We start from the raw sequence: 21,530 nt of genomic DNA, 5'->3' as shown, positions 1-21,530 counted from the left end.
TCAGGAGCCGCCGGGCTCGCGGGAGATCATCCAGCGGTGCCCGGCGGGGTCGACGACGACGCCGCCGCGCCCGTAGGGCGAATCCGTGACCGGCCGCTCCAGGTGGGCGCCCCGCGCGACCGCCCGCGCCACCACGGCGTCGGGATCGGCGACCTCGAGCCGCAGCGACACCGACACCGCGCCCGGTGCGGGGGCCCGCAGCCCCAGTTCGGGGAACTCCCCGGCGAGCATCACGACCGAGTCGCCGAGTGCCATCTCGGCGTGCCCGATCCGCCCGTCCGGCATCACGATCGGCTCGCCGCGGCGGACCGCGCCGAACACGTCGACGTAGAAGTCGAGGGCGGCCTCGGCGTCGGGTACGGCCAGGTACGGGGTCAGGGTGTGCAGCGGCAGTGCCGCCGCGGCGGTGGTCGCGGACTCGTCGGTCAGGCTCACGCGGCTCTCCTCGCTCTCGGGTCCGAGCACCAGTCGTTCGAGGCGCTCGCGCAGCCGCGCGGCGAACCCCGGATCGGGGCGCTCGGGCCGGATCGGCTCGCGGAGGACGTCCAGCGGGTCGCTCATGCCGGGCCTCCTCCCGTCATGTCGGTGTGAGCGGCGTAGCTGCGCCGGAACGCGCTCCGCGCCCGGACGAGCAGGGCCTCGGTGGCGTGCACCGTCCGGCCCAGCACCTCGGCGACCTCCGGCACGGAGAGCCCGTCGAGGTAGCGCAGGGTCAGCGCGGCCCGGTGCTGCGGCGCCTGCGCGTCGAGGACCTCGCGGGCGAGCAGGGCGTCGAGCTCCGCCTCCCACGGGTCCTCGGCCTCCGGGGCCTCCAGCACCCGCAGCGCGCGGTCCCGGATCTCCAGCGACCGCCAGTGGTCGACGAGCTTGTGCCGGGCGATCCCGACCAGCCATGCCGTGCTGACCCGCGGCGTCCCGGACCGGCACGCCGCGACGGCGGCCAGGAACACGTCCGCCGTGAGGTCCTCGGCGAGCGACCGCCGGCCGCAGCGGGCCAGCAGGTAGCCGTAGATCTCGGGCAGCGCGGAGTCGTACAGGGCGAGCAGGTCGAGCCCCGGCTCGGGCTCGACCCCGCTCGTGGGGCCCTGCGGTCCGCTCACACCCCTCCATCGGACGGCGCGGCGGCGCTCCGACGGTCGTTCACCCGATCGTCGTACTCAGACATCCGCGAGGAACGCGAGGAGGACCTCGGTCCAGCGGTCCGCGGCGTCGACGTGCGGGCCGTGCCCGCTGCCCTCGAAGATCTCGACCGTCACCCGCCCGCCGGCGGCGGCGTACGCGTCGAGCACCTCGCGGATCTGGGTCACCATCGGCTGCGCGGGGAAGCCCTCCTCGCCGGGCCAGCCGGGGACCACGCCGCTCGCGCCGAGCACGCCGAAGTCGAGCGGGGACGCGTCGGCCACGACCAGGTCCGCGCTCCCGTGGGTCCACAGCACCGGCGGCTTCGGGTCGAGGTCCACGAGGTTCGTCCACCGGCAGTACCTGGGCGACAACGCGTTGAGGATGCCGCGGGTGCCGGGCGCGATGCCCGGCCAGTGCGGCGAGGTCGCGGTGTCGCCGGGGTAGCCGTCGTCGCCGACGAGGGTCTTGAGCACCTCCGCGACCAGGACGTCCTCGCGGTCCGCAGGCAGCCGGTAGGTCGGCGACCAGTACAGCGCCCGCATGACGGTGCGGATGGAGAAGGCGCTCTCGTCCGAGGCGTCCTGCGCCGCGAGCCGCGCGACGACCTCGGGGTTGGCCGCGCCCCCGCCGGAGCCGGCGAAGTCCGGGGAGACCGGTGCGCCGTCGGCGCGGACGCCGCCGTAGCCGTAGGGCGACACCGGGTCGAGGAAGGTCAGCGAGGCGACGGGCCGGTCCTGCGCGTACGCGGCGATCGCGGCGCCGGCCGTGGACCAGCCGACGAGGTGCGGCGGGCGGTCGATCCCGAGGGCGCGCAGCAGCGAGGCGGTGTCGTCCGCCCAGTCGCCGAGGCCGCGGGTGGCGTCGAGCGCCTTCGGCTCGGTGTCGCCGAAGCCGCGCATGTCCGGCGCGATCACCCGGTACCGCTCGCCCAGCGCGGGCATCAGGTGCTCGTAGAAGCGGGCGGTCGAGAGGTTGCCGTGGAGCAGGACGAGCGGCTCGCCGCTCTCGGGGCCCGACTCCAGCAGGTGCATGCGGAGGCGGTCGGTGTCGACGGTGGCGGACCGCACTCCGGGCAGCAGCGTCATGGCGTGATCGTCGGGGGCCGGTGGCGCGTGGTCAATCCGCCGTCCGGCAGGGTCGGGGACGTGCGCGTCGTCCTGGCCACCCCGCTCGACGAGGACCTCTGCCGGCTCGTCGAGGAGCGGGAACCCCGTCTGACCCTGGTCCGGGAGCACGGGCTGCTGCCGCCCGTGCGCTGGCCCTCCGACCACACCGGCGACCCGGACTGGCGGCGCACCCGCGCGCAGCAGCAGCGGTTCGAGGAGCTGCTCGACTCCGCCGACGCGCTCTACGGCATCCCCGGCGAGCACGATGCCGCCGCCCTCGCCCGGACCGTGGCGGCCAACCCGCGGCTGCGCTGGGTGCAGACCATGGCCGCCGGGGGAGGGGCCACGGTCCGCGCCGCGGGGCTGAGCGCGGCGCAGCTGGACCGGGTCGTCTTCACGACGACGGCGGGCGTGCACGGCGGCCCGCTCGCGGAGTTCGCCGTGTTCGGCCTGCTCGCGGGGGCCAAGACCCTGCCGCGGCTGCAGGCCCGGCAACGCGCGCACGAGTGGGGCCCGCGATGGTTCATGGGGCAGCTCGCCGACCGGACGGTCCTGGTGGTGGGCCTCGGCGGGATCGGTCGCGAGGTGGTGCGTCGGTTGCGCGCCTTCGGCTGCCGCGTGATCGGGACCGCGCGCCGGCCGGGCCCGCCGCCGGAGGGCGTCGACGAGGTGGTGCACCCCGACGACCTCGCCGCCGTCGTCGGCCGGGTCGACGGGATCGTCGTGACGCTGCCCGCGACGGCCGCGACCGAGCGCATGATCGGCCCCGCGGTGCTGGAAGCGGTCCGACCGGGCTGCACGCTGGTCAACGTCGGGCGCGGGTCCGTGATCGACGAGCCCGCCCTGGTCGAGGCCCTGCGCGACGGTCGGATCGGGTTCGCGGCGCTCGACGTGGTGGCAGTGGAGCCGCTCGACCCCGCCAGCCAGCTGTGGGACCTGGAGAACGTGCTGATCAGCCCGCACACCGCCACCCTCGACCGGCAGGAGGACCGGCGGATCGCGGAGCTGTTCGCGGACAACGCCTCCCGGCTGCTCGACGGCCGCCCGCTGCGCAACGTCGTCGACACCGTCGAGTTCTACTGAGCACGAACTGAGAGCAGTGCTCTTGACGCTTCGCGGCTGGCGCTCCATTCTGTGAGCACCGCTCACGAAGGAGGCCTGATGTCCGCGACGCTCGCCGTTCCCACGGCCCGCCCCACGTCCACGCGCAGCACCGTCAGGGGCGTCGGCCTGGTCGCCGCGGGTGCGCTCTTCGTCGCCTACCCGGCCCTCCGGCCCTGGGGCGACGCCACGGTCGACGGGATGGCCGGCGCCTTCGCCTCGCCCGCCTGGCTCGCGGCGCACCTGGCCGCCGTCGCGGGGTTCGTGCTGGTCGGCCTCGGTATCCGGCCGTTGTCGCGGGCCGCCGCGGCGGTGTGGTGGTTCGGAGCCGGTCTCGTCCTGCCCTACTACGGCGCGGAGGCGTTCGCCCTGCACGCGCTCGGCCTGCGCAGCTCCGGCGAGGCCCTGGCCGCGGCCGCCGACGCGGTGCGCAACGGACCCGTGCAGCTCACCGTGTTCGGGGCCGGGCTGCTCCTGTTCGCGGTGGCCGCGGTGCTGGTCGCGGTGCGCGGGCGGGCCGTGGCCCTGCCGTTCGCGCTGGCGATGGTGCTGTTCCTGCCGCAGTTCTTCCTGCCGCCGGCGCTGCGGATCGCGCACGGCGTGCTGCTCGGCGTCGGGTGCGTGCTGCTCGCCGTCGCCGTGCGCCGCAAGGCCTGACTCGATCGACGCCCGCACCCGGGCTCCGGCTTCCGTGCGGGACGCCGATGCGGTGTGCGCTAGGCGGTGACGGGGTGGTTCTGCCGCAGGCGGTAGCGCTGGACCTTCCCGGTCGCGGTCTTCGGCAGCTCCTCGACCACGACCACCGAGCGCGGCCGCTTGAACGAGGCCAGGCCCGCCTTGCAGAAGGCCACCACCTCGTCCGGGTCGACCACCGCACCCGCCCGCGGCACGACGTAGGCGACGGGCTTGTCCAGGCCGTCGGCGTCCGGGATCCCGACGACGACCGCCTCGGCCAGCGCCGGGTGCTCCAGCAGCCGCGACTCCACCTCGGCCGGCGCGACCCAGATCCCGCCGACCTTGAGCACGTCGTCCGTGCGGCCGAGGCAGGTGAGGCTGCCGTCGTCGTTGCGCACGTACTGGTCCCCGGTCCGCATCCACTCGCCCTGGAACACCTGCCGGTTCACCGCGGTGCGGCACCAGTAGCCGGTGCAGATCGAGTCGCCGGAGATCCACAGCATGCCGGACTCGCCGGTCCCGGAGATCACCGAACCGTCCGTGCGGCGCAGCTCGATGTCGTAGCCGGGCACGGGGAAGCCCGAGCTGCCGGGCACGACGGCGCCGGGCCGGTTGGAGATGAAGATGTGCAGCGCCTCGGTGGAGCCGATGCCGTCGAGGATCTCGACGCCGAAGCGGTCCCGGATGCCGGTGAACATGCGGGCGGGCAGGGTCTCGCCGGCCGACACGCCCTGCCGGACGCCGGCGAGGGCGTCGTCGGGCAGGTCGCTGGCCAGCAGCGGGCCCCAGAAGCTCGGTACGCCGAACAGGAGGGTCGCGCCGTACTCCCGCGCGTCGCCCGCGATGAGGTCGGGTGTCGGACGGGCGGGCTGCAGCACCGCGGAGGCGCCGACCGACAGCGGGAAGAACATCGAGTTGCCGATGCCGTACGCGAAGAAGAGCTTCGCGACGGACAGGCACACGTCGTCCGGCCGGATGCCGAGGACCTGCTGCCCGTAGGTCTCGGCGACGTACCGGATGTCGGCGTGCCGGTGCATCGCGCCCTTGGGCTTGCCGGTGGTGCCGGAGGTGTAGAGCCACAGGGCGGGCGACTCGTCCCAGGTGGGGTACGCGGCCTCGAGCGGCGCGCCCGCGGCGAGCATCTGCTCCCACGTCAGGGCGGTGACACCGGGGGCGGGCGCGACCGGGTCGGCGCCGGCGAGGACGAGCTGTCGCAGGTCCGGTGCGCCGGCCGCCGCGCTGTGCACGGCCTCGGTGAACTGGTGGCTGCCGATCAGCACCCGGGCGCGGGAGTCGACGACGAGGGTGCCCAGCTCGGCGCCGGTGAGCATCGTGGAGCACGGCACGGCGACCGCGCCGAGGTACATCGTGGCGAGGATGCCGGTGAACAGCTCGACGTCGTCCGCCATGCAGAGCACGACCCGCTCCTCGGGGCGGACGCCGATCCCCGCGAGCCCGCCGGCCACCCGGCGGACCTCCGCGGCGAGCTCCGCGTACGTGAGGGTGCCCCGCGGGTGGTGGACCGCGGTGCGGGCGCCGTCGCCCGCCGACACCCGGCTTTCGGTCAGGTACTCCGCAGCATTGAAGAGTTCGCTCATGAACCGGGCTCCTGTGCCTGTTCGGGTGGTCGAACTCTACAGTGGGATCACGCACCGTCAACGACGCGTAGAAGATCACCTCTCCCGTGCGCCGCGGCGATTTGCTACCAATGAGTCGGGGCCCGGGCGCCGGTGCCCGCCCCCCGTAGGAGGTACGCGTGACGACTGCCCCGCCGACGCCCGTCGTCGGACTCCGCCGAGAGCGGGAGGTGCTCACCGTCGCCCTGGCGACCGGCCGGCACGTCGTGCTCGAAGGACCGCCCGGCACGGGCAAGTCCACCCTGCTGCGCCTGATCGCGCGCGAGGCCGGGCAGCACATGGTCTTCGTCGAGGGCAACGCCGAGCTCACGCCGGCCCGCCTGATCGGGGCGTTCGACCCGGCCCAGGTGCTCAACGAGGGCTACCTGCCGGCGAGCTTCGTCGACGGCCCCCTGCTCACCGCGATGCGCGAGGGCGGGCTGCTCTACCTCGAGGAGCTCAACCGGGTCCCGGAGGAGACGCTCAACGTCCTGATCACCGTTCTCACCGAGGGCGAGATCGCGGTGCCCCGGCTCGGGACGGTGACCGCCGGGCGCGGGTTCCGGCTGATCGCGGCGATGAACCCGTTCGACGCGATCGGGACGGCCCGGGTCAGCCAGGCCATCGCCGACCGGATGTGCCGGGTGGTGCTCGGCTACCAGTCCGAGGAGGCCGAGCGGGCGATCACGACCTCGGTGAGCGGGGTCGAGGGCTGGGTCAACGAGCTCGCCGTCGGGCTCACCCGGGCCACCCGCGAGCACCGCGACCTGCGGATGGGCTCGTCGGTGCGCGGGGCGATCGACCTCGCGCACGTGCTCACCGGGCTCGCGCAGCTGCGCGGCGAGGACAAGCCCGCCCGCGAGACCGCCCGCGACGCGGCGCACGCCGCCCTCTCCGGCCGGATCAAGGTCGCCGACGGGCTGGACCGCACCCCGGAGTCGGTGATCGACGAGCTCCTGGAGCGGTTCTGGCCCGAGGACGCCCCCGAGCCGAGCGACCGCGAGGAGTCCGACCCGGGAAAAGCTGACGGCCCCCCTCCTCCGGGATCGGGGGGCCAGTCCGGGCGGGACAAGCCGCAGAACAGCCGGGGCCAGCGCACGATGGGCCGCGGCGAGCTCGGCTCCCGGCACGAGCGTTTCGAGGAGATCTCGCCGGAGGTCGGGCAGCTCGACGAGGCGGCGTTCGACTCGGCGCTCGCCGAGAACCCCGAGCAGGCCGCGGCGCTGCTCGCCGACCTCGCGGTGGCCACGGACGCGACGCTGCGCGCCCAGGCCCGCAAGCTCGCCGGCCGGGTGTTCATCCAGCTCGGCAAGGTCGGGCCGGCCAAGGCGCGGGGCACCCGGAAGATCGCCCCGGCCAAGGGCGGCGAGGGTGACCTCGACCTGGACCGCACGCTCGACAACTGGCAGCCGACGGCGAGCCGGCGGCCGCGGCCGGACGAGATCGTCACCCGGGGGTGGACGGCGCACCGGCGCGCGGTGTCGCTCGTCGTCGACATCTCGGGGTCGATGCAGGGGCTGGCCGTGGCGCTGGCCGCAGTGTCCGCGGCGGGCGTCGTGCTGGCGTCGGAGTCGGGCTCGGGCAAGCTCGAGCCGGGCGTGCTGGCCTTCGGCTCGCAGGTGCGCACCCTGCAGCGGCAGGGCGTGCGCCGGCCGCCGGACGAGCTGATCGGCGAGCTGGTCGCGCTGCGCGGGCACGGCACCACGGACGTGGCGGCGGCGCTGCGCGAGGCGTCGGTGCAGCTGGCGGGCACGGTGGCCGACGAGCGGATGGTCGTGCTGCTGTCGGACTGCCTGCACACGTCGGGCGACGACCCCCTCACCGCCCTCGGCGGCATCGACCGGCTGCACGTGCTGTGCCCACTGCCGGACGAGGACGCCGAGAAGGCCGCCCGCGCCCTCGCGGCGAAGGGCGGCGGCAGCTACCAGGCGGTGCGACGGCTGGCCGACATCGCCCCGGCGCTCACGGCGGTCCTCTGCTGATCGCAGGTAGGGTCGCCCGCGTGGGGACCATCGTCAGTTTCCAGGCCCATCCCGACGACGAGTCGATCACCACCGCGGGCACCCTCGCCAAGGCCGCCAAGGCCGGGCACCGCGTGGTGCTGGTCTTCGCGACCCGCGGTGAGCTGGGCGAACCCGTTCCCGGCGTGCTGGCCGACGGCGAGCAGCTGTCGGTGCGGCGCTCCGCGGAGTGCTTCGAGTCGGCCAAGGTCCTCGGCGCCGCGCGCGTGGAGTTCCTGGGCTACGTCGACTCGGGGATGATGGGCGACCCGACCAACGACGCCCCGTACTGCTTCTGGCAGGCGGGCGTCGACCACGCGGCGCGGCGGCTGGCGGTGATCCTCGAGGAGGAGGAGCCGGACGTCCTCACCACCTACGACGACAACGGCGGCTACGGCCACCCCGACCACATCCAGGTCCACCGGGTGGGGAAGCGGGCGGCGGAGCTGGCCGGGGTGCCGGTCGTCGCGCAGAACACGATCAACCGGGACTGGCTGCTGCGGGGCATGCGCGGGCTGCAGGCCTCCGGCGAGATCCCCGAGGGCTGGGACACCCCGGACGAGACGATCGCGCCGCCCACCTTCGGCAAGCCCGAGGCCGAGATCACCCACCGGGTCGAGGCCGTGGACTTCGCGGAGCAGAAGCGCGCCTCGATGCGGGTGCACGCCAGCCAGATGGGGCCCGAGCACTTCATGCTCGCCATGCCGGACCCGATCTTCGCGATGGGCTTCGGCACGGAGTTCTACATCGTCACCGACCCGCCCAGCCCCGCCGCCGCGCCGGAGGTCTTCACGGACCTCTTCCTCCCGATGCGGCCCTGACCACGCCGGGACACGCGCGCGGGGCGGGCAGGCTCGCGCGGACGCACCAGCTTCGGCTCCGCACACCCGGGCGGTCCTCGCACACCCCGTCGACGACCTCTGGGACGCCCCGCCGGGTGTGAGCCATCGGGCGAGAGTGGCGCCGCCGGGTGCGAGGAGTGCGGCGTGGCTACGTCCGCACGAGGCCCCGGCAGACCAGCTCGACGGTGAGGGCCACCGCCACCGTCTCGACGGCCAGGAGCAGCACCAGCACCAGCAGTTGCACCGCGCCGGCCTCGATCGGGGAGGCGCCGCCGAGGAGCATGCCGACGTAGGCGCCCGGCAGCGTGACGAGCCCGACGGTCCGGGTCTGGTCGAGCGCGGGCACCAGCGCCTGGGCGGCACTCGGCCGGGCGATCTCCACGTTCGCGTCGCGGGGGAGGAAGCCCAGGGACAGGGCAGCCTCCACCTCGCCACGGCGCGCGACCAGTTCGTCGCGCATCCGCCTGCCCGCCAACGAGGTCGCCGTCATCGCGCCGCCGATGAGGATGCCGGCCGTCGGGATCACGGCGATCCCGGTCGCCGGCACGACACCGCCCGCCACCAGCAGCGTGACGACGGGCAACGGGCCTGCCACGATCGGCAGCGCCACCCACCAGCCGCTCGGGTGCCGGGTGAGGCGGCGCGCGGAGGTGAGGGCCGCCACCGCGACCATGAGCAGCACGAACAGCGCGCTGGTGCCCAGCGACCGCACCACCACGCCGATCAGCAGCGACACCGCGCCGAGCTGCACGACCGCCCGCGCCGACGCCAGCACGGCGGCCCGCGCCGTCCCCAGCCTCGCGAGGAGGGCGATCGCCGCGGCGAGCAGCACCGCGAGCGCGGCGGCCGCGGCGAGGCCGGGCCCGGCGTTCAAGGTCACGGGCGGATTGTCGCCGGACGGGTCGGCGGGCGGCACGCCGCGGCCTCACCGTCCACGACGGGCCCGTGCCCCACCGACGGGGGAGGCCCGAGCCCCTGCCTGGCCCCCCGCGGTTGGTCGTTCTACCCTCCGTAGAGCACAATGCCCGTGCGAACCGTGCCCGCTCCCCTCGGCACAGCCCGAGGGCGTGCGGTCCGGTTGGCGGGAGATAGAGTCCGGACCTGGCCCACCACCTTGAGCCAGCGAGGTTCAGCGAGGTCCAGTGCAGGAGGCACAGTGACAGCCGTCGCGCCCAAGCCGATCACGACGCGCCCGTACCCGGCGCGTCGGACGGGTAAGGGTTCCACGTTCCTGAAGATGCTCCGGACGACGGACCCCAAGGACATCTCGATCCTGTACATGGTCACGTCGTTCGCCTTCTTCATGGTCGGCGGGGCGATGGCGCTGCTGATCCGCGCGGAGCTCGCGCGTCCCGAGCAGCAGATCCTGTCGAGCGAGCAGTACAACCAGCTGTTCACCATGCACGGCACGATCATGCTGCTGCTCTACGCCACGCCGATCCTCTTCGGCTTCGCGAACTACATCGTGCCGCTGCAGATCGGCGCGCCCGACGTGGCGTTCCCGCGGCTGAACGCCTTCTCCTACTGGCTGTTCCTCTTCGGCGGCCTCACGGTGCTCTCGGGCTTCCTCACCCCGGGCGGCGCGGCGGACTTCGGCTGGTTCGCCTACACCCCGCTGTCCGACGCGATCCGCTCGCCGGGCGCCGGTGCCGACCTCTGGATCATGGGCCTCGCCGTCTCCGGTCTGGGCACGATCCTCGGTGGCGTCAACTTCGTGACCACGATCGTCTGCATGCGGGCCCCGGGCATGACGATGTTCCGGATGCCGATCTTCACCTGGAACATCTTCATCACGTCGCTGCTGATCCTGATCGCGTTCCCGGTGCTCACCGCGGCCCTGTTCGGCCTCGCGGCGGACCGCCACCTCGGCGCCCACGTGTTCGACCCGGCCAACGGCGGCGTGATCCTCTGGCAGCACCTCTTCTGGTTCTTCGGCCACCCCGAGGTCTACATCGTCGCGCTGCCGTTCTTCGGCATCGTGTCCGAGATCTTCCCGGTGTTCAGCCGCAAGCCGATCTTCGGCTACAAGACGCTGGTCTACGCGACCATCGCGATCGCGGCCCTGTCCGTCGCCGTGTGGGCGCACCACATGTACGCCACCGGCGCGGTGCTGCTGGCCTTCTTCTCCTTCACGACGTTCCTCATCGCGATCCCGACGGGCATCAAGTTCGTCAACTGGATCGGCACGATGTGGAAGGGCAAGCTCACGTTCGAGACGCCGATGCTGTTCTCCGTCGGCTTCCTCGCGACGTTCCTCTTCGGCGGCCTCACCGGCGTGCTGCTGGCCTCCCCGCCGATCGACTTCCACGTGTCCGACACGTACTTCGTGGTGGCGCACTTCCACTACGTGCTCTTCGGGACGATCGTGTTCGCGACCTACGCGGGCATCTACTTCTGGTTCCCGAAGATGACCGGCCGGATGCTCGACGAGACGCTCGGCAAGTTCCACTTCTGGACCACGTTCCTCGGCTTCCACATGACGTTCCTCGTGCAGCACTGGCTGGGCAACGAGGGCATGCCGCGCCGGTACGTCGACTACCTGGACACGGACGGCTTCACCGCGCTGAACATGGTCTCCTCGATCGGCGCGTTCGTCCTCGGGGCGTCCACGCTGCCGTTCATCTGGAACGTGTTCCGCAGCTACCGCTACGGCCGCGTGGTCACGGTCGACGACCCGTGGGGCCACGGCAACTCGCTCGAGTGGGCCACCAGCTGCCCGCCGCCGCGGCACAACTTCACGGAGCTGCCCCGGATCCGCTCCGAGCGCCCGGCGTTCGAGCTGCACTACCCGCACCTGGTGGAGCGGGCCCGCGCCGAGGCGCACGTCGGCGGGCACGCCGCGCCGTCCGAGCACATCACGCAGGTCGTGGGCCGGGAGAACCAGCCCGACGACGACCCGCGCTCCCGGTAGTAGTGCCCCAGAACGATCAGGCCCGGTCGACCGTCCTCGTGACGGTGACCGGGCCCGACCGTCCCGGCGTCAGCTCGGTGCTGTTCACCGTGCTCACCCGGCACGCGGTCGAGCTGCTGGACGTCGAGCAGGTCGTGATCCGCGGCCGGCTCACCCTGGGCGCCCTCGTCGCCGTCGCGCACGATCCCGAGGAGCTGCAGGAGGCCGTCGAGGCCGCCATGCACAGCATCGGGATGCAGGTGCACACCTCGCTCGGCACGAACGGCCTGGAGCGGCGGCGGTCCACGCACGCCGTCGTCGTGCTCGGCCGGCCGATCACGGCGCGCGCGTTCGGCATGGTCGCACAGGCCCTCGCGGACGTCGGGGCGAACATCGACTCGATCCGCCGCGTCGCCGACTACCCGGTCACGGGGCTGGAGCTGGAGGTCTCGCCGAACCCCGACGATCCCGAGCAGCCACACGGTACGTTGCGCACCAAGCTCGTCGAGGTCGCCCGGGAGGCCGGGGTCGACGTCGCCGTGGAGCGCGTCGGGCTGGCCCGGCGCAGCAAGCGGCTCATCGTGTTCGACGTCGACTCCACGCTCGTGCAGGGCGAGGTCATCGAGATGCTGGCCGCCCGGGCCGGCGCCGAGGACGAGGTCCGGCGCGTCACCGAGGCGGCGATGCGCGGCGAGCTCGACTTCGCGCAGTCCCTGCGTGCGCGGGTCGCCACGCTGAAGGGGCTGCCGGAGTCGGTCATCGACGAGGTGGCCGCCGAGCTGGAGCTCATGCCCGGCGCCCGCACCACGATCCGCACGTTGAAGCGGCTCGGGTTCCGCACCGGCGTCGTCTCCGGCGGGTTCACGCAGGTCATCGAGGGTCTGGTCGCCGAGCTCGGCCTCGACTTCTGTGCGGCCAACACGCTGGAGATCGAGGACGGCCGGCTCACCGGGCGGGTGCTCGGCGAGATCGTCGACCGACCGGGCAAGGCGGAGGCGTTGCGGCGCTTCGCGGCCGAGCACGAGATCCCGGTCGAGCAGACCGTCGCGGTGGGCGACGGGGCCAACGACATCGACATGCTCTCCGCCGCCGGGCTGGGTATCGCGTTCAACGCCAAGCCCGCCCTGCGGGAGATCGCCGACACGGCACTGTCGCAGCCCTATCTCGACGTCGTGCTGTTCGTCCTGGGCATCACGCGGGACGAGGTGGAGCGCGCCGACGCGGCCGAGGGCGTGCTGCGGCGGGTGCCGATCGCGTGAGCGCCCAGCCGGAGCAGCCCGCGGAGCCCGCGGCCGCCGACGAGCCCCGCACGCCGGTGCTCGCACCGCTCGGGGCGCGCTACTCCGGGGCGCCCGCGGTGATCCCGCCGGAGGCCGACGGCGTGGTCCGGGCGATGCCCGTGATCCTGCGGATCGAGCGCGAGCTGCCCTCGCGGACCGCGCTGCTCGAGGCGGCGGCACAGGCCGCGCTCGCCGTGTGCGTGGACCCGCGGGCGCAGGGGGAGTGGCACGAGCCGCTCCGGGCCTGGGTCGACGGCCGGATCCGCAAGATCGCGCGGCGGGCCCGCGGCGCGCACTGGGCGGCGGTGCAGGAGCTGCCCGGCGTGACGGTCGAGGTCGGGGGCGCCGAGGCCCGGGCCCTGCTTCCCGGTCCGGTCGACGACGTCCCCAAGACCGTGTCGCGGCTGCAGATCGGCGGCACGGACCTGCCGCCGGACGAGCCGGGGCCGGTCCCCGAGGGCACCCCACTGATCGTGGTCAACCCGGCCGTGGACATGACGGTCGGCAAGGCCGCGGCCCAGGTCGGGCACGCGTCGATGATCCTCGCCGCGGTGCGCGGGTGGTCGGAGGCTCCGCGCTTCGCCGTGCGCCGTGATCCGGCGCTGTGGGAGGCCCTGCTGGCCCGCGAGGACGTGGTGTGCGTCCGGGACGCGGGCTTCACCGAGGTCGACCCCGGCACCATCACCTGCGCCGCCGCCGACTGATGCCCCGGCCGGCTCAGCCGGACACCCGGTAGCCCAACCCGGCCGAGATCCGCTCCGCCTGTACATGACCCTGGTCACGCTCGTCGGGATCGCGGCGTACGTGCTGCTCGTCGGGCGGGTCGAGCGGGTGCGCGAGCGGGAGGTCTAGGCGTCCCGGAGGCGGGTGAGGGCGGCGCGGACCTTCTCGGCGTCGGTGGTCTGCCAGAAGGGCGGGAGCGACGCGCGGAGGAAGCCGCCGTAGCGGGCGGTCGCGATCCTCGGGTCCAGGATCGCGACCACCCCGCGGTCGTCGGTGCCCCGCAGCAGCCGGCCGGCGCCCTGCGCGAGCAGCAGCGCGGCGTGGGTGGCGGAGACCGTGAGGAAGCCGTTGCCGCCCCGGGAGTCCGCCGCCTTCTGCCGGGCGGCGACCAGCGGGTCGTCCGGGCGCGGGAAGGGGATCCGGTCGATGATCACGCAGCTCAGCGAGGGACCCGGGACGTCGACGCCCTGCCACAACGACAGCGTGCCGAACAGGCACGTCTCGGTGTCCTCGGCGAACCGCTTGACCAGCAACATCGTGGAGTCGTCCCCCTGGCAGAGCAGCGGGACCGACAGCCGCCCGCGCAACGCCTCGGTGGCCTGCCTCGCGGCCCGCATCGAGGAGAACAGCCCGAGGGTGCGCCCGCCGGCGGCCTCCACCAGCCCGGCGATCTCGTCGAGGTACTCCGGCGCCAGCCCGTCCCGTCCCGGGGGCGGCAGGTGCTTGGCGACGTAGAGGATCCCGCTGCGCGCGTGCGCGAACGGCGAGCCGACGTCGAGGCCCTTCCACCGCGGCGCGTCCGGGTCCCGGACGGGGTCCGCCGAGTCCCCGCCCGCCGACTCCACCCCGCCCTCGGGGCGGGCCGAGACGATCTTCTCCGGCGGCAGCCCCCACTGCCGGGCCAGCGCGTCGAACGAGCCGCCCAGGGCCAGGGTCGCGCTGGTCAGCACGGTGGTGCGCTGCCCGAACAGCCGCTCCCGCAGCAGCCCGCCGACGGACAGCGGCGCCACCCGCAGCACCTTGTGCCGGGCGCCGTCCGGGCCCTGCTCGGCCAGCCACACGACGTCGTACCGCTTGGCGGGGTCCGGCTCCTCGAAGGCCTTCAGCACCCGCACGACGGACTCGGACACCTCGTCGAGCAGTGCGAGCGCGAGCTTGCGCCCGGTGGCGCCCTCGGGGTCCTCGCGGCGCTCGCCGCCCAGCGCCTGCCGGCACATGCCGGCCGCGTCCCGGATCACCGTGAGCGCGCCGGTGGCGGCCTGCGGGATCGCCTCCCAGCGCCCGGTGGGCAGGTCCTCGAGCACCATGCCCAGGCCCTCACCCGCCTCGGCGAGCCGGTCCGCCAGTGCCTGGTCGACGAGCTTGCCGCAGCGCCGCGCCGCCGCCGCGACCGTGCCGGCGGTGAGCTCCCCGGTGGCGGCGCCGGTGACCCGGTCGACCAGCTCGTGGGCCTCGTCGACCACCACGACGTCGTGCTCCGGGAGGACCTGGGCCTCGCCCATCGCGTCGATCGCGAGCAGGGCGTGGTTGGTGACGACGACGTCCGCTCGCCCGGCCTCCGCCCGCGCCTTCTCCGCGAAGCAGTCCTCGCCGACGGGGCAACGCGAGACGCCGAGGCACTCCCGCGCGGTGACCGAGACCTGGCGCCAGGCGTTGTCCGGCACACCGGGGACCAGCTCGTCCCGGTCCCCGGTCTCGGTGTCCGACGCCCAGTCGTGCAGCCGCTTGACGTTGCGCCCCATGGCGGAGATCGCGAAGGCGTCGAACAGCTGCTCCTCGGCGGGATCGGCCATGTCCTCGTCGCCGTGGAGCTTGTTGAGGCACAGGTAGTTCCGCCGGCCCTTGAGGATCGCGAAGGTGGGCTCGCGGCCGAGCGCGGCCTCGAGCGCCTTGCTCAGGCGCGGGAGATCCCGGTCGACCAGCTGCCGCTGCAGCGCGATCGTGGCCGTGGAGATCACCACGGTGGTGTCGCGGGCCATCGCGTGCCGGATCGCGGGCACCAGGTAGGCCAGCGACTTGCCCGTGCCGGTGCCGGCCTGCACGGCGAGGTGCTCTCCGCTCGACAGCGCCTTCCGCACGGCCTGGGCCATCGCGTCCTGTCCCTCGCGGCGGGTGCCGCCGACGGCCGTGACGGCCACCTCGAGCAGCTCGGCCACGCCCGGCAGGTCCTGGGACCGGACGGGCGGGGAGGCGGAGGCGAGGGGCACCGCCCGACGATAGCCGCCGGCACCGACAGGACCCGCCAACCGGCCCGGTCGGGCGCGGGGAACCGCGGGCGAGGTCGGGATGGTCACACGTGACGTCGTCCCGTCACGGCAGCTCACGCGGGGGGAGGTGGGCATCATGAGCCGGGTGACGTCCACGCAGATCCGACCCGAGGCCGACCGGTACCCCATGGTGCTGGAGGTGACGCCGCGCTACAGCGATCTCGACCCCAGCCGCCGCGTCGGGCGGGAGGCGCTCGTCCGCTGGTTCGAGGACGCCCGGGTGACCACCGAGCACCGCGCATTCCCCGAGCGCACCTTCGGCAACCGCCCGTCCGGCACGGGGCAGCTCCTCGCCTCGATCCACGTCGAGGTGCTCGCCCCGCTGCGCATCGCCGACGACTACCGGGTCGGCATGGCCGTGAACCGGGTCGGCGGCTCGTCCTTCAGCTACGGCTACGGCGTCTTCACCGGCGAGGAGCTGGTCGCCACCGGTGAGTCCACCAGCGTGTGGGTGGAGGGCGGCCGGCCCGCGCCGCTGCCCGCGGAGATGCGCACCGCCCTCGCCGGCCTCGTGCTGCCCGAGGCCGCCCCGACCGGGCGCCGCGAGTTCGACGCGTCGCGCCTCGTCCGCGAGAACTACCCGTTCCGCTACGACGTCCGGACCCGCTTCGGCGACCTCGACACCAACCGGCACGTCAACAACGTGGCCCTCGCCGGCTGGTACCTCGACGGCCTCGCCGAGCTGCACACCGACGTCCTCGGCTACCCGCTCGGCGGGCCGCTCGACGGGCTGTCCCCGAGCTCGCTGCGCGTCGAGTACCGCGACCAGGTGCACTACCCCGGCATCTACCAGCTGCGAGTCGGCGTCCTGGAGCTCGGCGACCACGAGGTCCGCTATGCCTGCGGGCTCTTCGACGGGCACCGCTGCGTCGGGCTGGCCGACGCCGCCGGCGCCGTCCGGGCCGTCGACGCCGACGGCCGGGACGTGGACCTGCGCGCCGCGTTCGAGCCGTTCCGCATGCGCGGCTGAGCTACGCGCTCGCCCGGTAGAAGGTCAGGCTGCCGAGCCGGGTGCGCCCCTGGCTCACCGCCGTCGCGTCGGTGAAGCCGGCCTGCGCGAGCAGGTCGAGCACCGACGGGCCGTGGCCGTGCCCGTGGCCGTGACCCTGGTTGTGACCGTGCCCGGCCCCGTGTCCGCCGCGCAGCCGGAGCAGGAGCCCGTGCAGCCCGTTCACCACGGCGAACGCGCCCCCGGACTCCCGCGGGTCGTGGTCCAGGTCCATGAGGTGCAGGCTCCCGCCCGGCGCGAGCACCCGCCGGACCTCGCGCAACGCGCCCACCTTCTCGTCCTCGGGCAGGTGGTGGAGCATCAGCGAGGACAGCACCCGGTCGACGGTCCCGTCGGCGTACGGGAGCGACTGGGCGTAGGCCTCGTCGAGCTGCAGGGTCAGGCCCGCCCGCTCGGCCTTGCGCCGGGCGAGGGCGAGCGCGCCGCCGTCGGGGTCGGTCCCGATGACCGTCGCCCCGGGCACCGCGCGCTTCGCCAGCACGAGCACGTTCCCGGTGCCGCAGCCGATCTCCAGCACGGTCGCGCCGGGCTCGATCGCGGCCTGCGCCACCAGCTGCCAGTAGGAGTCGCCGATCCCGGCGAGCTTGCCGAAGCGGTCGTAGAAGGGCAGGAAGGCGGGGTTGATCATCGCGGGCAGGTAGTCCCGCGTCTCGGCGGTCGGCACGGTGCACTCCCGGGTCGTACGAAGTTCGGTGGTTCCCTGCTAGCGTCCATGCCGCGTGAACTGCGGACAAGGGACGAAGTGTGGCTGCAGGGGGACGTTCTTCGGGTGAGGGTGTGCGGCGGACGGCGCAGGGCGTCCCGCTCCTCGACTACGTGCGGACGGCCGGCCTGCCCGCGGTCTCGGTGCACCACTGGACCGGGATCGGCGCCGGGGCGCGGATGCTGGAGATGCACGCCCACGACTTCCTCATGCTCGTCTACGTCGCCCGCGGGACCCATTCCCGCCGGGTGGACGGGCGGGACTGGACGCTCACCGAGGGCGACGCCTTCGTGATGGCGCCCGGCGTCGTCGTGGCGCCCTCGCAGCCCGAGCCCGACGTCGAGATGTGGTCCGTCGCCTTCCCGCCCGACGCCGTCGACCCGGCCGCCGCCGCGCCGCTCGTCTCCTGGCGCGGGCACCCCTTGCTCGCCCCGTTCGTCGGCGACCACCGCGGCGGCGTGCAGCGACTGCGGATCCCGGTCGAGGACCGCCCGGCCTGGCTCGCCCACCTCACCGATCTCGACGCGGAGCTGCGCGGCCGCCGCGACGGGTACGCCGACGCCGCCCGCGCCCACCTCACCCTGCTACTGGTCCGGCTCGGCCGGCTCGGCATCGACCTCCCGGACGAGCTCGACGTCGATCCCCTCGTCGCGGAGGTGCTCGAGATCGTCGAGACCCGGTACCACGAGGCCATCTCGCTGCGGGACGTCGCCGCCGCCGTCGGGCTGACGCCGGGGCACCTGACCACGGTCGTCGGGCGGGCGACCGGCCGCACGGTGCAGCAGTGGATCACCGAGCGGCGCATGCGGGAGGCGCGCCGGCTGCTGGCCGACACCGACCTCACCGTCGCCGACATCGCCCGGCGGATCGGCTACCGGGACGCGGGCTACTTCGTCCGCCGCTTCCGCGGCGCCCACCGGGTCACCCCGACGGCCTGGCGCCGCGGGACGCCGTGACGAGCGACGATCGAGCGTCCCGCGCTACTGGGTCGTGCAGACGAGGCAGGGATCGTGGCTCCCGAGGACCAACGCCCGTACCCCGCGGCCGGCGTCGTCGGCGGGAAGCCCGATCAGGCTCTGTTCGAAGTGCCCGGGAACGGCGTGCGAGTCCCGCGGGCTCGCGTTCCAGGTGGTCGGCGTGATCACCTGGTAGGTGCTGATCCGGCCCGCGCGCAGGGACACCCAGTGCATGAGGGTCCCGCGGGTCGCGTTCGTGTGGCCGAACCCCTCGGCGTCCGGGTCGAGGTCGGCCACCCGGGGGACGTCGAGCGTGGGCTCGCCGAGCGAGCCCTCCAGCTCGTCGAGCCAGTCGCCGACGAGGACGAGGTGGGGCGCCGACCGCGTCCACCGGACGAGCTGGCGGACGTAGGCGCTCGTGCCGTACCTGCCGACGAGGTCGACGACGAGGGGGTCGGCGGCGAGCACCATCTCGGGAAGGGGTCCCAGCTGCATGACCGCGTCGTCGTGGCCGTACCGCGGCGCGGTGGCCCAGCTGTACGACTCCGGCCGGCTGCGGTCGGGCCGCACGACGACCTGGGACGGATGGCGCGAGCCCTCGTCGGCGAACCACGAGAAGCGGGTGTGCTCCCGGACGAGCGTGGGGTCCAACTCGGCACGGTGGCCGTCGAGCAGGACCCCGCCGGGAACGAGGGGCCGTCCGGGCAGGTTCGGATCGCGGTAGAGCCCGCCGCTCAGGAGGTTCCCGCTCCCGTGGCCGACCCGCTGCAGCCCGACGGCATCCGTGGCGTACCGGGAGTAGAGGCCGATGACGCTGTGGGGACGTCGCCCGACCCACTCGTCGAACTGCTCCGCGGTGCTCACCTCCCGCCAGCGACGGAGGTCGCCGCCGAGGACGGTCTCCGCGTACCAGTCCGAGAAGTCGTGGACCGCTTCCCGCGCGAGTCGGACCTCGTCGGTCCCGACCGGGCACGTCGCACCGCCGGGCCGGAACGGGACGGAGTGTGGCCATTGCCGCGTGAACGCGGTGATGACACCGAGGATGCGTTTCGAGAAGACCCGCACCTGGCGGGGCAGCCAGCCGACGAAGGGGGGTGCGAAGGCTGCGACGACCTCCTCGTACAGGGGATGGCCGGCGTAGGCGGGGTGGCAGAGCCCGGGGCCGAAGAACAGGGCTCCCTGCCGGGCGTCGGACATCATCGATTCGGCGGCGAGGAAGAGGTTGCGCAGCCGGACCGCCTGGGCGGGCGGGGTGATGTTCCAGGCGCGCTCGAGCGCGTCGGTCGCCGCGACGACGTGGCTGGTGGAACAGATCCCGCAGAGCCGGGCCGTCGTCGCCAGGGCGTCCTCGGGAGGACGTCCGATCAGGATCATCTCGTAGCCCCGGTACATCGTCCCCTGGCACCACACCGCGCTGATCCGGCCGTCCTCCTCGTCCCAGGAGATGCGGAGGTCGCCCTCGCTGCGCGGGACCTCCTCGTGACGACGGTCGCGGGTCACGACGTCCACCGCACCAGCGGCCTGTCCCCGAAGTTCGGGAACCTCGGGCCGGTGCACCCCGTGCAGCGCATCCCGATCCGACGTGGGGTGCCGCAACCCCGGTACTCGGTGCTCGGCAGGCAGGGGCGCGCCATCGGTGCCGCGCCGTGTCGTCCGAGGCCCCCGGGGGCGCCGCTCAACACCCACCGGATCGCCTCGACCTGCGTGTCCGGCGGTACCGGACACCCGGGGAGGGCGATCACCGGCATCCCCGCGCGCGATCGCCACCCGGGCGGCAGCAGCCCGCCGGCGGTGTCGAGGGTGAACTGCAGCCCGACCGCCCCACTGGGGTTCGGAGGCTGGGCCTGCCAGCCCCCGAAGGCGGCACAGGCTCCCATCGCGAGGACGTAGTCGGCGTGCTCGCAGAGCGACCGGACGACGTGGAACTTCCCCCGCCCGTCCGCGATGTCGAACATCCCGTCGTCGGCGAGGGAGATCGATCCTTCGACGCAGAGCAGCGTCAACGGTCGCCGCCCCGAGGTCACGTCCCGGTAGACCGGGGACAGTTCCTCCTCGGCCAGGGAGGGATGCCAGAGGAGACGGAGGCCGTCGACGTCGATCAGGTCGACGAGGTCCGAGACCTGACCGTCCACTCCGAGAATCGCCTGTGTCTCGCCGGAACACCCCGCACAGCCCATCCACAACAAGGTCGGTCCGGACATGGCCATCACCTCTCACCCAGCGCACCGTGTGGCTCGTCAGCGGTGCTGTCCGGGCAGTGGGCCGGTCCGGCCGGGGGGTGGGCCGCGATCCGGAGGTGTGGGTCTGCCGTGTGACGTGCGCGAGCGCGCGCGTGGACGGTGACTCGGCACCGCGTGTCCGGAAACTCGGACCGGGTGCGGCGGGCGGCCTGCGGTCACTCCGGGTGGGACCGGGCCGCCCGGCCTCCTACGACGGCGATGTCGAGGGTCGAGCGCATCGGCTGTACCCACCTCCCGCCGCGGACGACGGTGAACCCGTGGAGGACGGTCCTTCCGGCCGGAGCCGGTCAGCTGGACGAACAGCGGGGCGAAATGCTACGCGCGCCCGGTTGATCCGGAACGGGCCGATACGCACTTCTGCGTACGGCTGCTCGGCGAACGGTGCCACGGGACAAGCGGATCCGCCGTCGACGGCCTGGCGCCGCGGTCTAGGCGATCACCACTCCCGCCTCCCGCATCTCCACCAGCGCCAGCCGGGTGGTCGCGGGCAGCACGCCGGCGCACAGCTCCAGCAGGACGCCGGTGTCCAGACCGGCGCGGCGGGCGTCGAGCGCGGTGGCCTTCACGCAGTGGTCGGTGGCGATCCCGGCGATGTCGATCGAGTCGACGTCGTGCGCCCGCAGCCACTCCACCAGGGAGAGCCGGCCGGGCTCGCAGCCCTCGAACCCGGAGTAGGCCGCGGCGTGGTGGCCCTTGTCGAACACGGCCTCGATCCGGGCGACGTCGAGCGCGGGGTGGAAGCTCGATCCCGGCGTCCCGGCGACGCAGTGCACCGGCCAGGTGTCGATGAAGTCCGGGGTGTCGCTGAAGTGGCCACCCGGCGCGACGTGCATGTCCCGGGTGGCGACGACGTGGTCGTAGTCGGCCTGCCGGACGTACTCGGAGATCGCGGCCGCGGTGGCCGCCCCGCCGGTGACGGCCAGCGAGCCGCCCTCGCAGAAGTCGTTCTGGACGTCGACGACGATCAGCGCGCGCATGCTGTCAGTGCTCTTTCTCGTGC

Annotated in this window: 19 protein-coding genes; 9 read left to right on the top strand and 10 right to left on the bottom strand. The window is 73.8% G+C overall.

Annotated features, from left to right (window positions below; translation table 11 throughout):
* The 3 genes from AB0B41_RS13375 to AB0B41_RS13365 are packed head-to-tail and all read right to left on the bottom strand — an operon-like array spanning position 1 to position 2,207.
* Positions 1–561: a VOC family protein gene (locus tag AB0B41_RS13375; protein ID WP_358202465.1), complete on the bottom strand. Its 561-nt coding sequence runs from the start codon at positions 559–561 to the stop codon at positions 1–3.
* Positions 558–1,100 (bottom strand): sigma-70 family RNA polymerase sigma factor, encoded by a 543-nt coding sequence (locus tag AB0B41_RS13370; RefSeq protein ID WP_358202463.1) that lies wholly within the window; start codon positions 1,098–1,100, stop codon positions 558–560. Before AB0B41_RS13370 ends, AB0B41_RS13375 begins: the two co-directional genes overlap by 4 nt.
* Before the next feature lie 57 nt (positions 1,101–1,157).
* Positions 1,158–2,207, bottom strand: coding sequence for an alpha/beta hydrolase (locus AB0B41_RS13365; protein WP_358202460.1), 1,050 nt, complete (start codon positions 2,205–2,207; stop codon positions 1,158–1,160).
* Between the two features lie 3 nt (positions 2,208–2,210).
* Between AB0B41_RS13365 and AB0B41_RS13360 the strand changes: the two genes are divergently transcribed.
* Together AB0B41_RS13360 and AB0B41_RS13355 are read left to right on the top strand one after the other, a co-directional pair.
* On the top strand, positions 2,211–3,311 hold the full coding sequence (locus tag AB0B41_RS13360) for a D-2-hydroxyacid dehydrogenase (protein WP_358202458.1): 1,101 nt from the start codon (positions 2,211–2,213) through the stop codon (positions 3,309–3,311).
* 78 nt (positions 3,312–3,389) lie between these two features.
* Complete coding sequence (locus AB0B41_RS13355) at positions 3,390–3,986, top strand: hypothetical protein (RefSeq protein ID WP_358202456.1); 597 nt, start codon at positions 3,390–3,392, stop codon at positions 3,984–3,986.
* 59 nt (positions 3,987–4,045) lie between these two features.
* Here AB0B41_RS13355 and AB0B41_RS13350 read toward each other — a convergent pair whose 3' ends face one another.
* Complete coding sequence (locus tag AB0B41_RS13350; RefSeq protein WP_358202454.1) at positions 4,046–5,602, bottom strand: benzoate-CoA ligase family protein; 1,557 nt, start codon at positions 5,600–5,602, stop codon at positions 4,046–4,048.
* Between the two features lie 158 nt (positions 5,603–5,760).
* Between AB0B41_RS13350 and AB0B41_RS13345 the strand changes: the two genes are divergently transcribed.
* Together AB0B41_RS13345 and AB0B41_RS13340 are read left to right on the top strand one after the other, a co-directional pair.
* A complete protein-coding gene (locus tag AB0B41_RS13345) occupies positions 5,761–7,602 on the top strand; it encodes an AAA family ATPase (protein ID WP_358202452.1) in 1,842 nt (613 codons plus the stop codon).
* A gap of 20 nt (positions 7,603–7,622) precedes the next feature.
* Complete coding sequence (locus tag AB0B41_RS13340; RefSeq protein WP_358202450.1) at positions 7,623–8,441, top strand: PIG-L family deacetylase; 819 nt, start codon at positions 7,623–7,625, stop codon at positions 8,439–8,441.
* A gap of 169 nt (positions 8,442–8,610) precedes the next feature.
* On the opposite strand, the gene AB0B41_RS13335 is transcribed toward AB0B41_RS13340, so the two are convergent.
* On the bottom strand, positions 8,611–9,342 hold the full coding sequence (locus AB0B41_RS13335; RefSeq protein WP_358202448.1) for an ABC transporter permease: 732 nt from the start codon (positions 9,340–9,342) through the stop codon (positions 8,611–8,613).
* Positions 9,343–9,618: 276 nt separating this feature from the next.
* On the opposite strand from AB0B41_RS13335, the gene ctaD reads away from it, so the two are divergent.
* From ctaD to AB0B41_RS13320, 3 genes are all read left to right on the top strand, one after another.
* Positions 9,619–11,373, top strand: a complete 1,755-nt coding sequence (gene ctaD / locus AB0B41_RS13330; protein ID WP_358202447.1) for a cytochrome c oxidase subunit I — start codon at positions 9,619–9,621, stop codon at positions 11,371–11,373.
* Positions 11,374–11,375: 2 nt separating this feature from the next.
* The gene (gene serB / locus AB0B41_RS13325) at positions 11,376–12,611 is read left to right on the top strand and encodes a phosphoserine phosphatase SerB (protein ID WP_358202445.1); all 1,236 of its coding nucleotides are present in this window, start codon (positions 11,376–11,378) and stop codon (positions 12,609–12,611) included.
* 98 nt (positions 12,612–12,709) lie between these two features.
* A complete protein-coding gene (locus AB0B41_RS13320) occupies positions 12,710–13,336 on the top strand; it encodes a peptidyl-tRNA hydrolase (RefSeq protein WP_358202553.1) in 627 nt (208 codons plus the stop codon).
* Positions 13,337–13,480: 144 nt separating this feature from the next.
* Here the strand turns inward: AB0B41_RS13320 and AB0B41_RS13315 are convergent, their stop codons facing one another.
* Complete coding sequence (locus AB0B41_RS13315) at positions 13,481–15,445, bottom strand: ATP-dependent DNA helicase (RefSeq protein WP_358202551.1); 1,965 nt, start codon at positions 15,443–15,445, stop codon at positions 13,481–13,483.
* Positions 15,446–15,698: 253 nt separating this feature from the next.
* Between AB0B41_RS13315 and AB0B41_RS13310 the strand changes: the two genes are divergently transcribed.
* On the top strand, positions 15,699–16,592 hold the full coding sequence (locus tag AB0B41_RS13310; RefSeq protein WP_358202443.1) for a thioesterase family protein: 894 nt from the start codon (positions 15,699–15,701) through the stop codon (positions 16,590–16,592).
* A 1-nt stretch (position 16,593) separates the two neighbouring features.
* On the opposite strand, the gene AB0B41_RS13305 is transcribed toward AB0B41_RS13310, so the two are convergent.
* Entirely contained in the window at positions 16,594–17,295 is a 702-nt protein-coding gene (locus AB0B41_RS13305; RefSeq protein WP_358202441.1) for a class I SAM-dependent methyltransferase, read from the bottom strand.
* Between the two features lie 113 nt (positions 17,296–17,408).
* On the opposite strand from AB0B41_RS13305, the gene AB0B41_RS13300 reads away from it, so the two are divergent.
* Positions 17,409–18,290, top strand: a complete 882-nt coding sequence (locus AB0B41_RS13300; protein WP_358202438.1) for an AraC family transcriptional regulator — start codon at positions 17,409–17,411, stop codon at positions 18,288–18,290.
* Positions 18,291–18,314: 24 nt separating this feature from the next.
* Here the strand turns inward: AB0B41_RS13300 and AB0B41_RS13295 are convergent, their stop codons facing one another.
* From AB0B41_RS13295 to AB0B41_RS13285, 3 genes are all read right to left on the bottom strand, one after another.
* On the bottom strand, positions 18,315–19,790 hold the full coding sequence (locus AB0B41_RS13295) for a nickel-dependent hydrogenase large subunit (RefSeq protein ID WP_358202436.1): 1,476 nt from the start codon (positions 19,788–19,790) through the stop codon (positions 18,315–18,317).
* Entirely contained in the window at positions 19,787–20,491 is a 705-nt protein-coding gene (locus tag AB0B41_RS13290; RefSeq protein ID WP_358202434.1) for a hypothetical protein, read from the bottom strand. Before AB0B41_RS13290 ends, AB0B41_RS13295 begins: the two co-directional genes overlap by 4 nt.
* A gap of 467 nt (positions 20,492–20,958) precedes the next feature.
* A complete protein-coding gene (locus AB0B41_RS13285; RefSeq protein WP_358202432.1) occupies positions 20,959–21,507 on the bottom strand; it encodes an isochorismatase family protein in 549 nt (182 codons plus the stop codon).
* Positions 21,508–21,530: the final 23 nt, after the last annotated feature.

The organism is Pseudonocardia sp. NPDC049154, assembly GCF_040648315.1.
Taxonomy (GTDB): Bacteria; Actinomycetota; Actinomycetes; order Mycobacteriales; family Pseudonocardiaceae; genus Pseudonocardia.
This window is presented reverse-complemented; position numbering and strand designations above follow the sequence as displayed.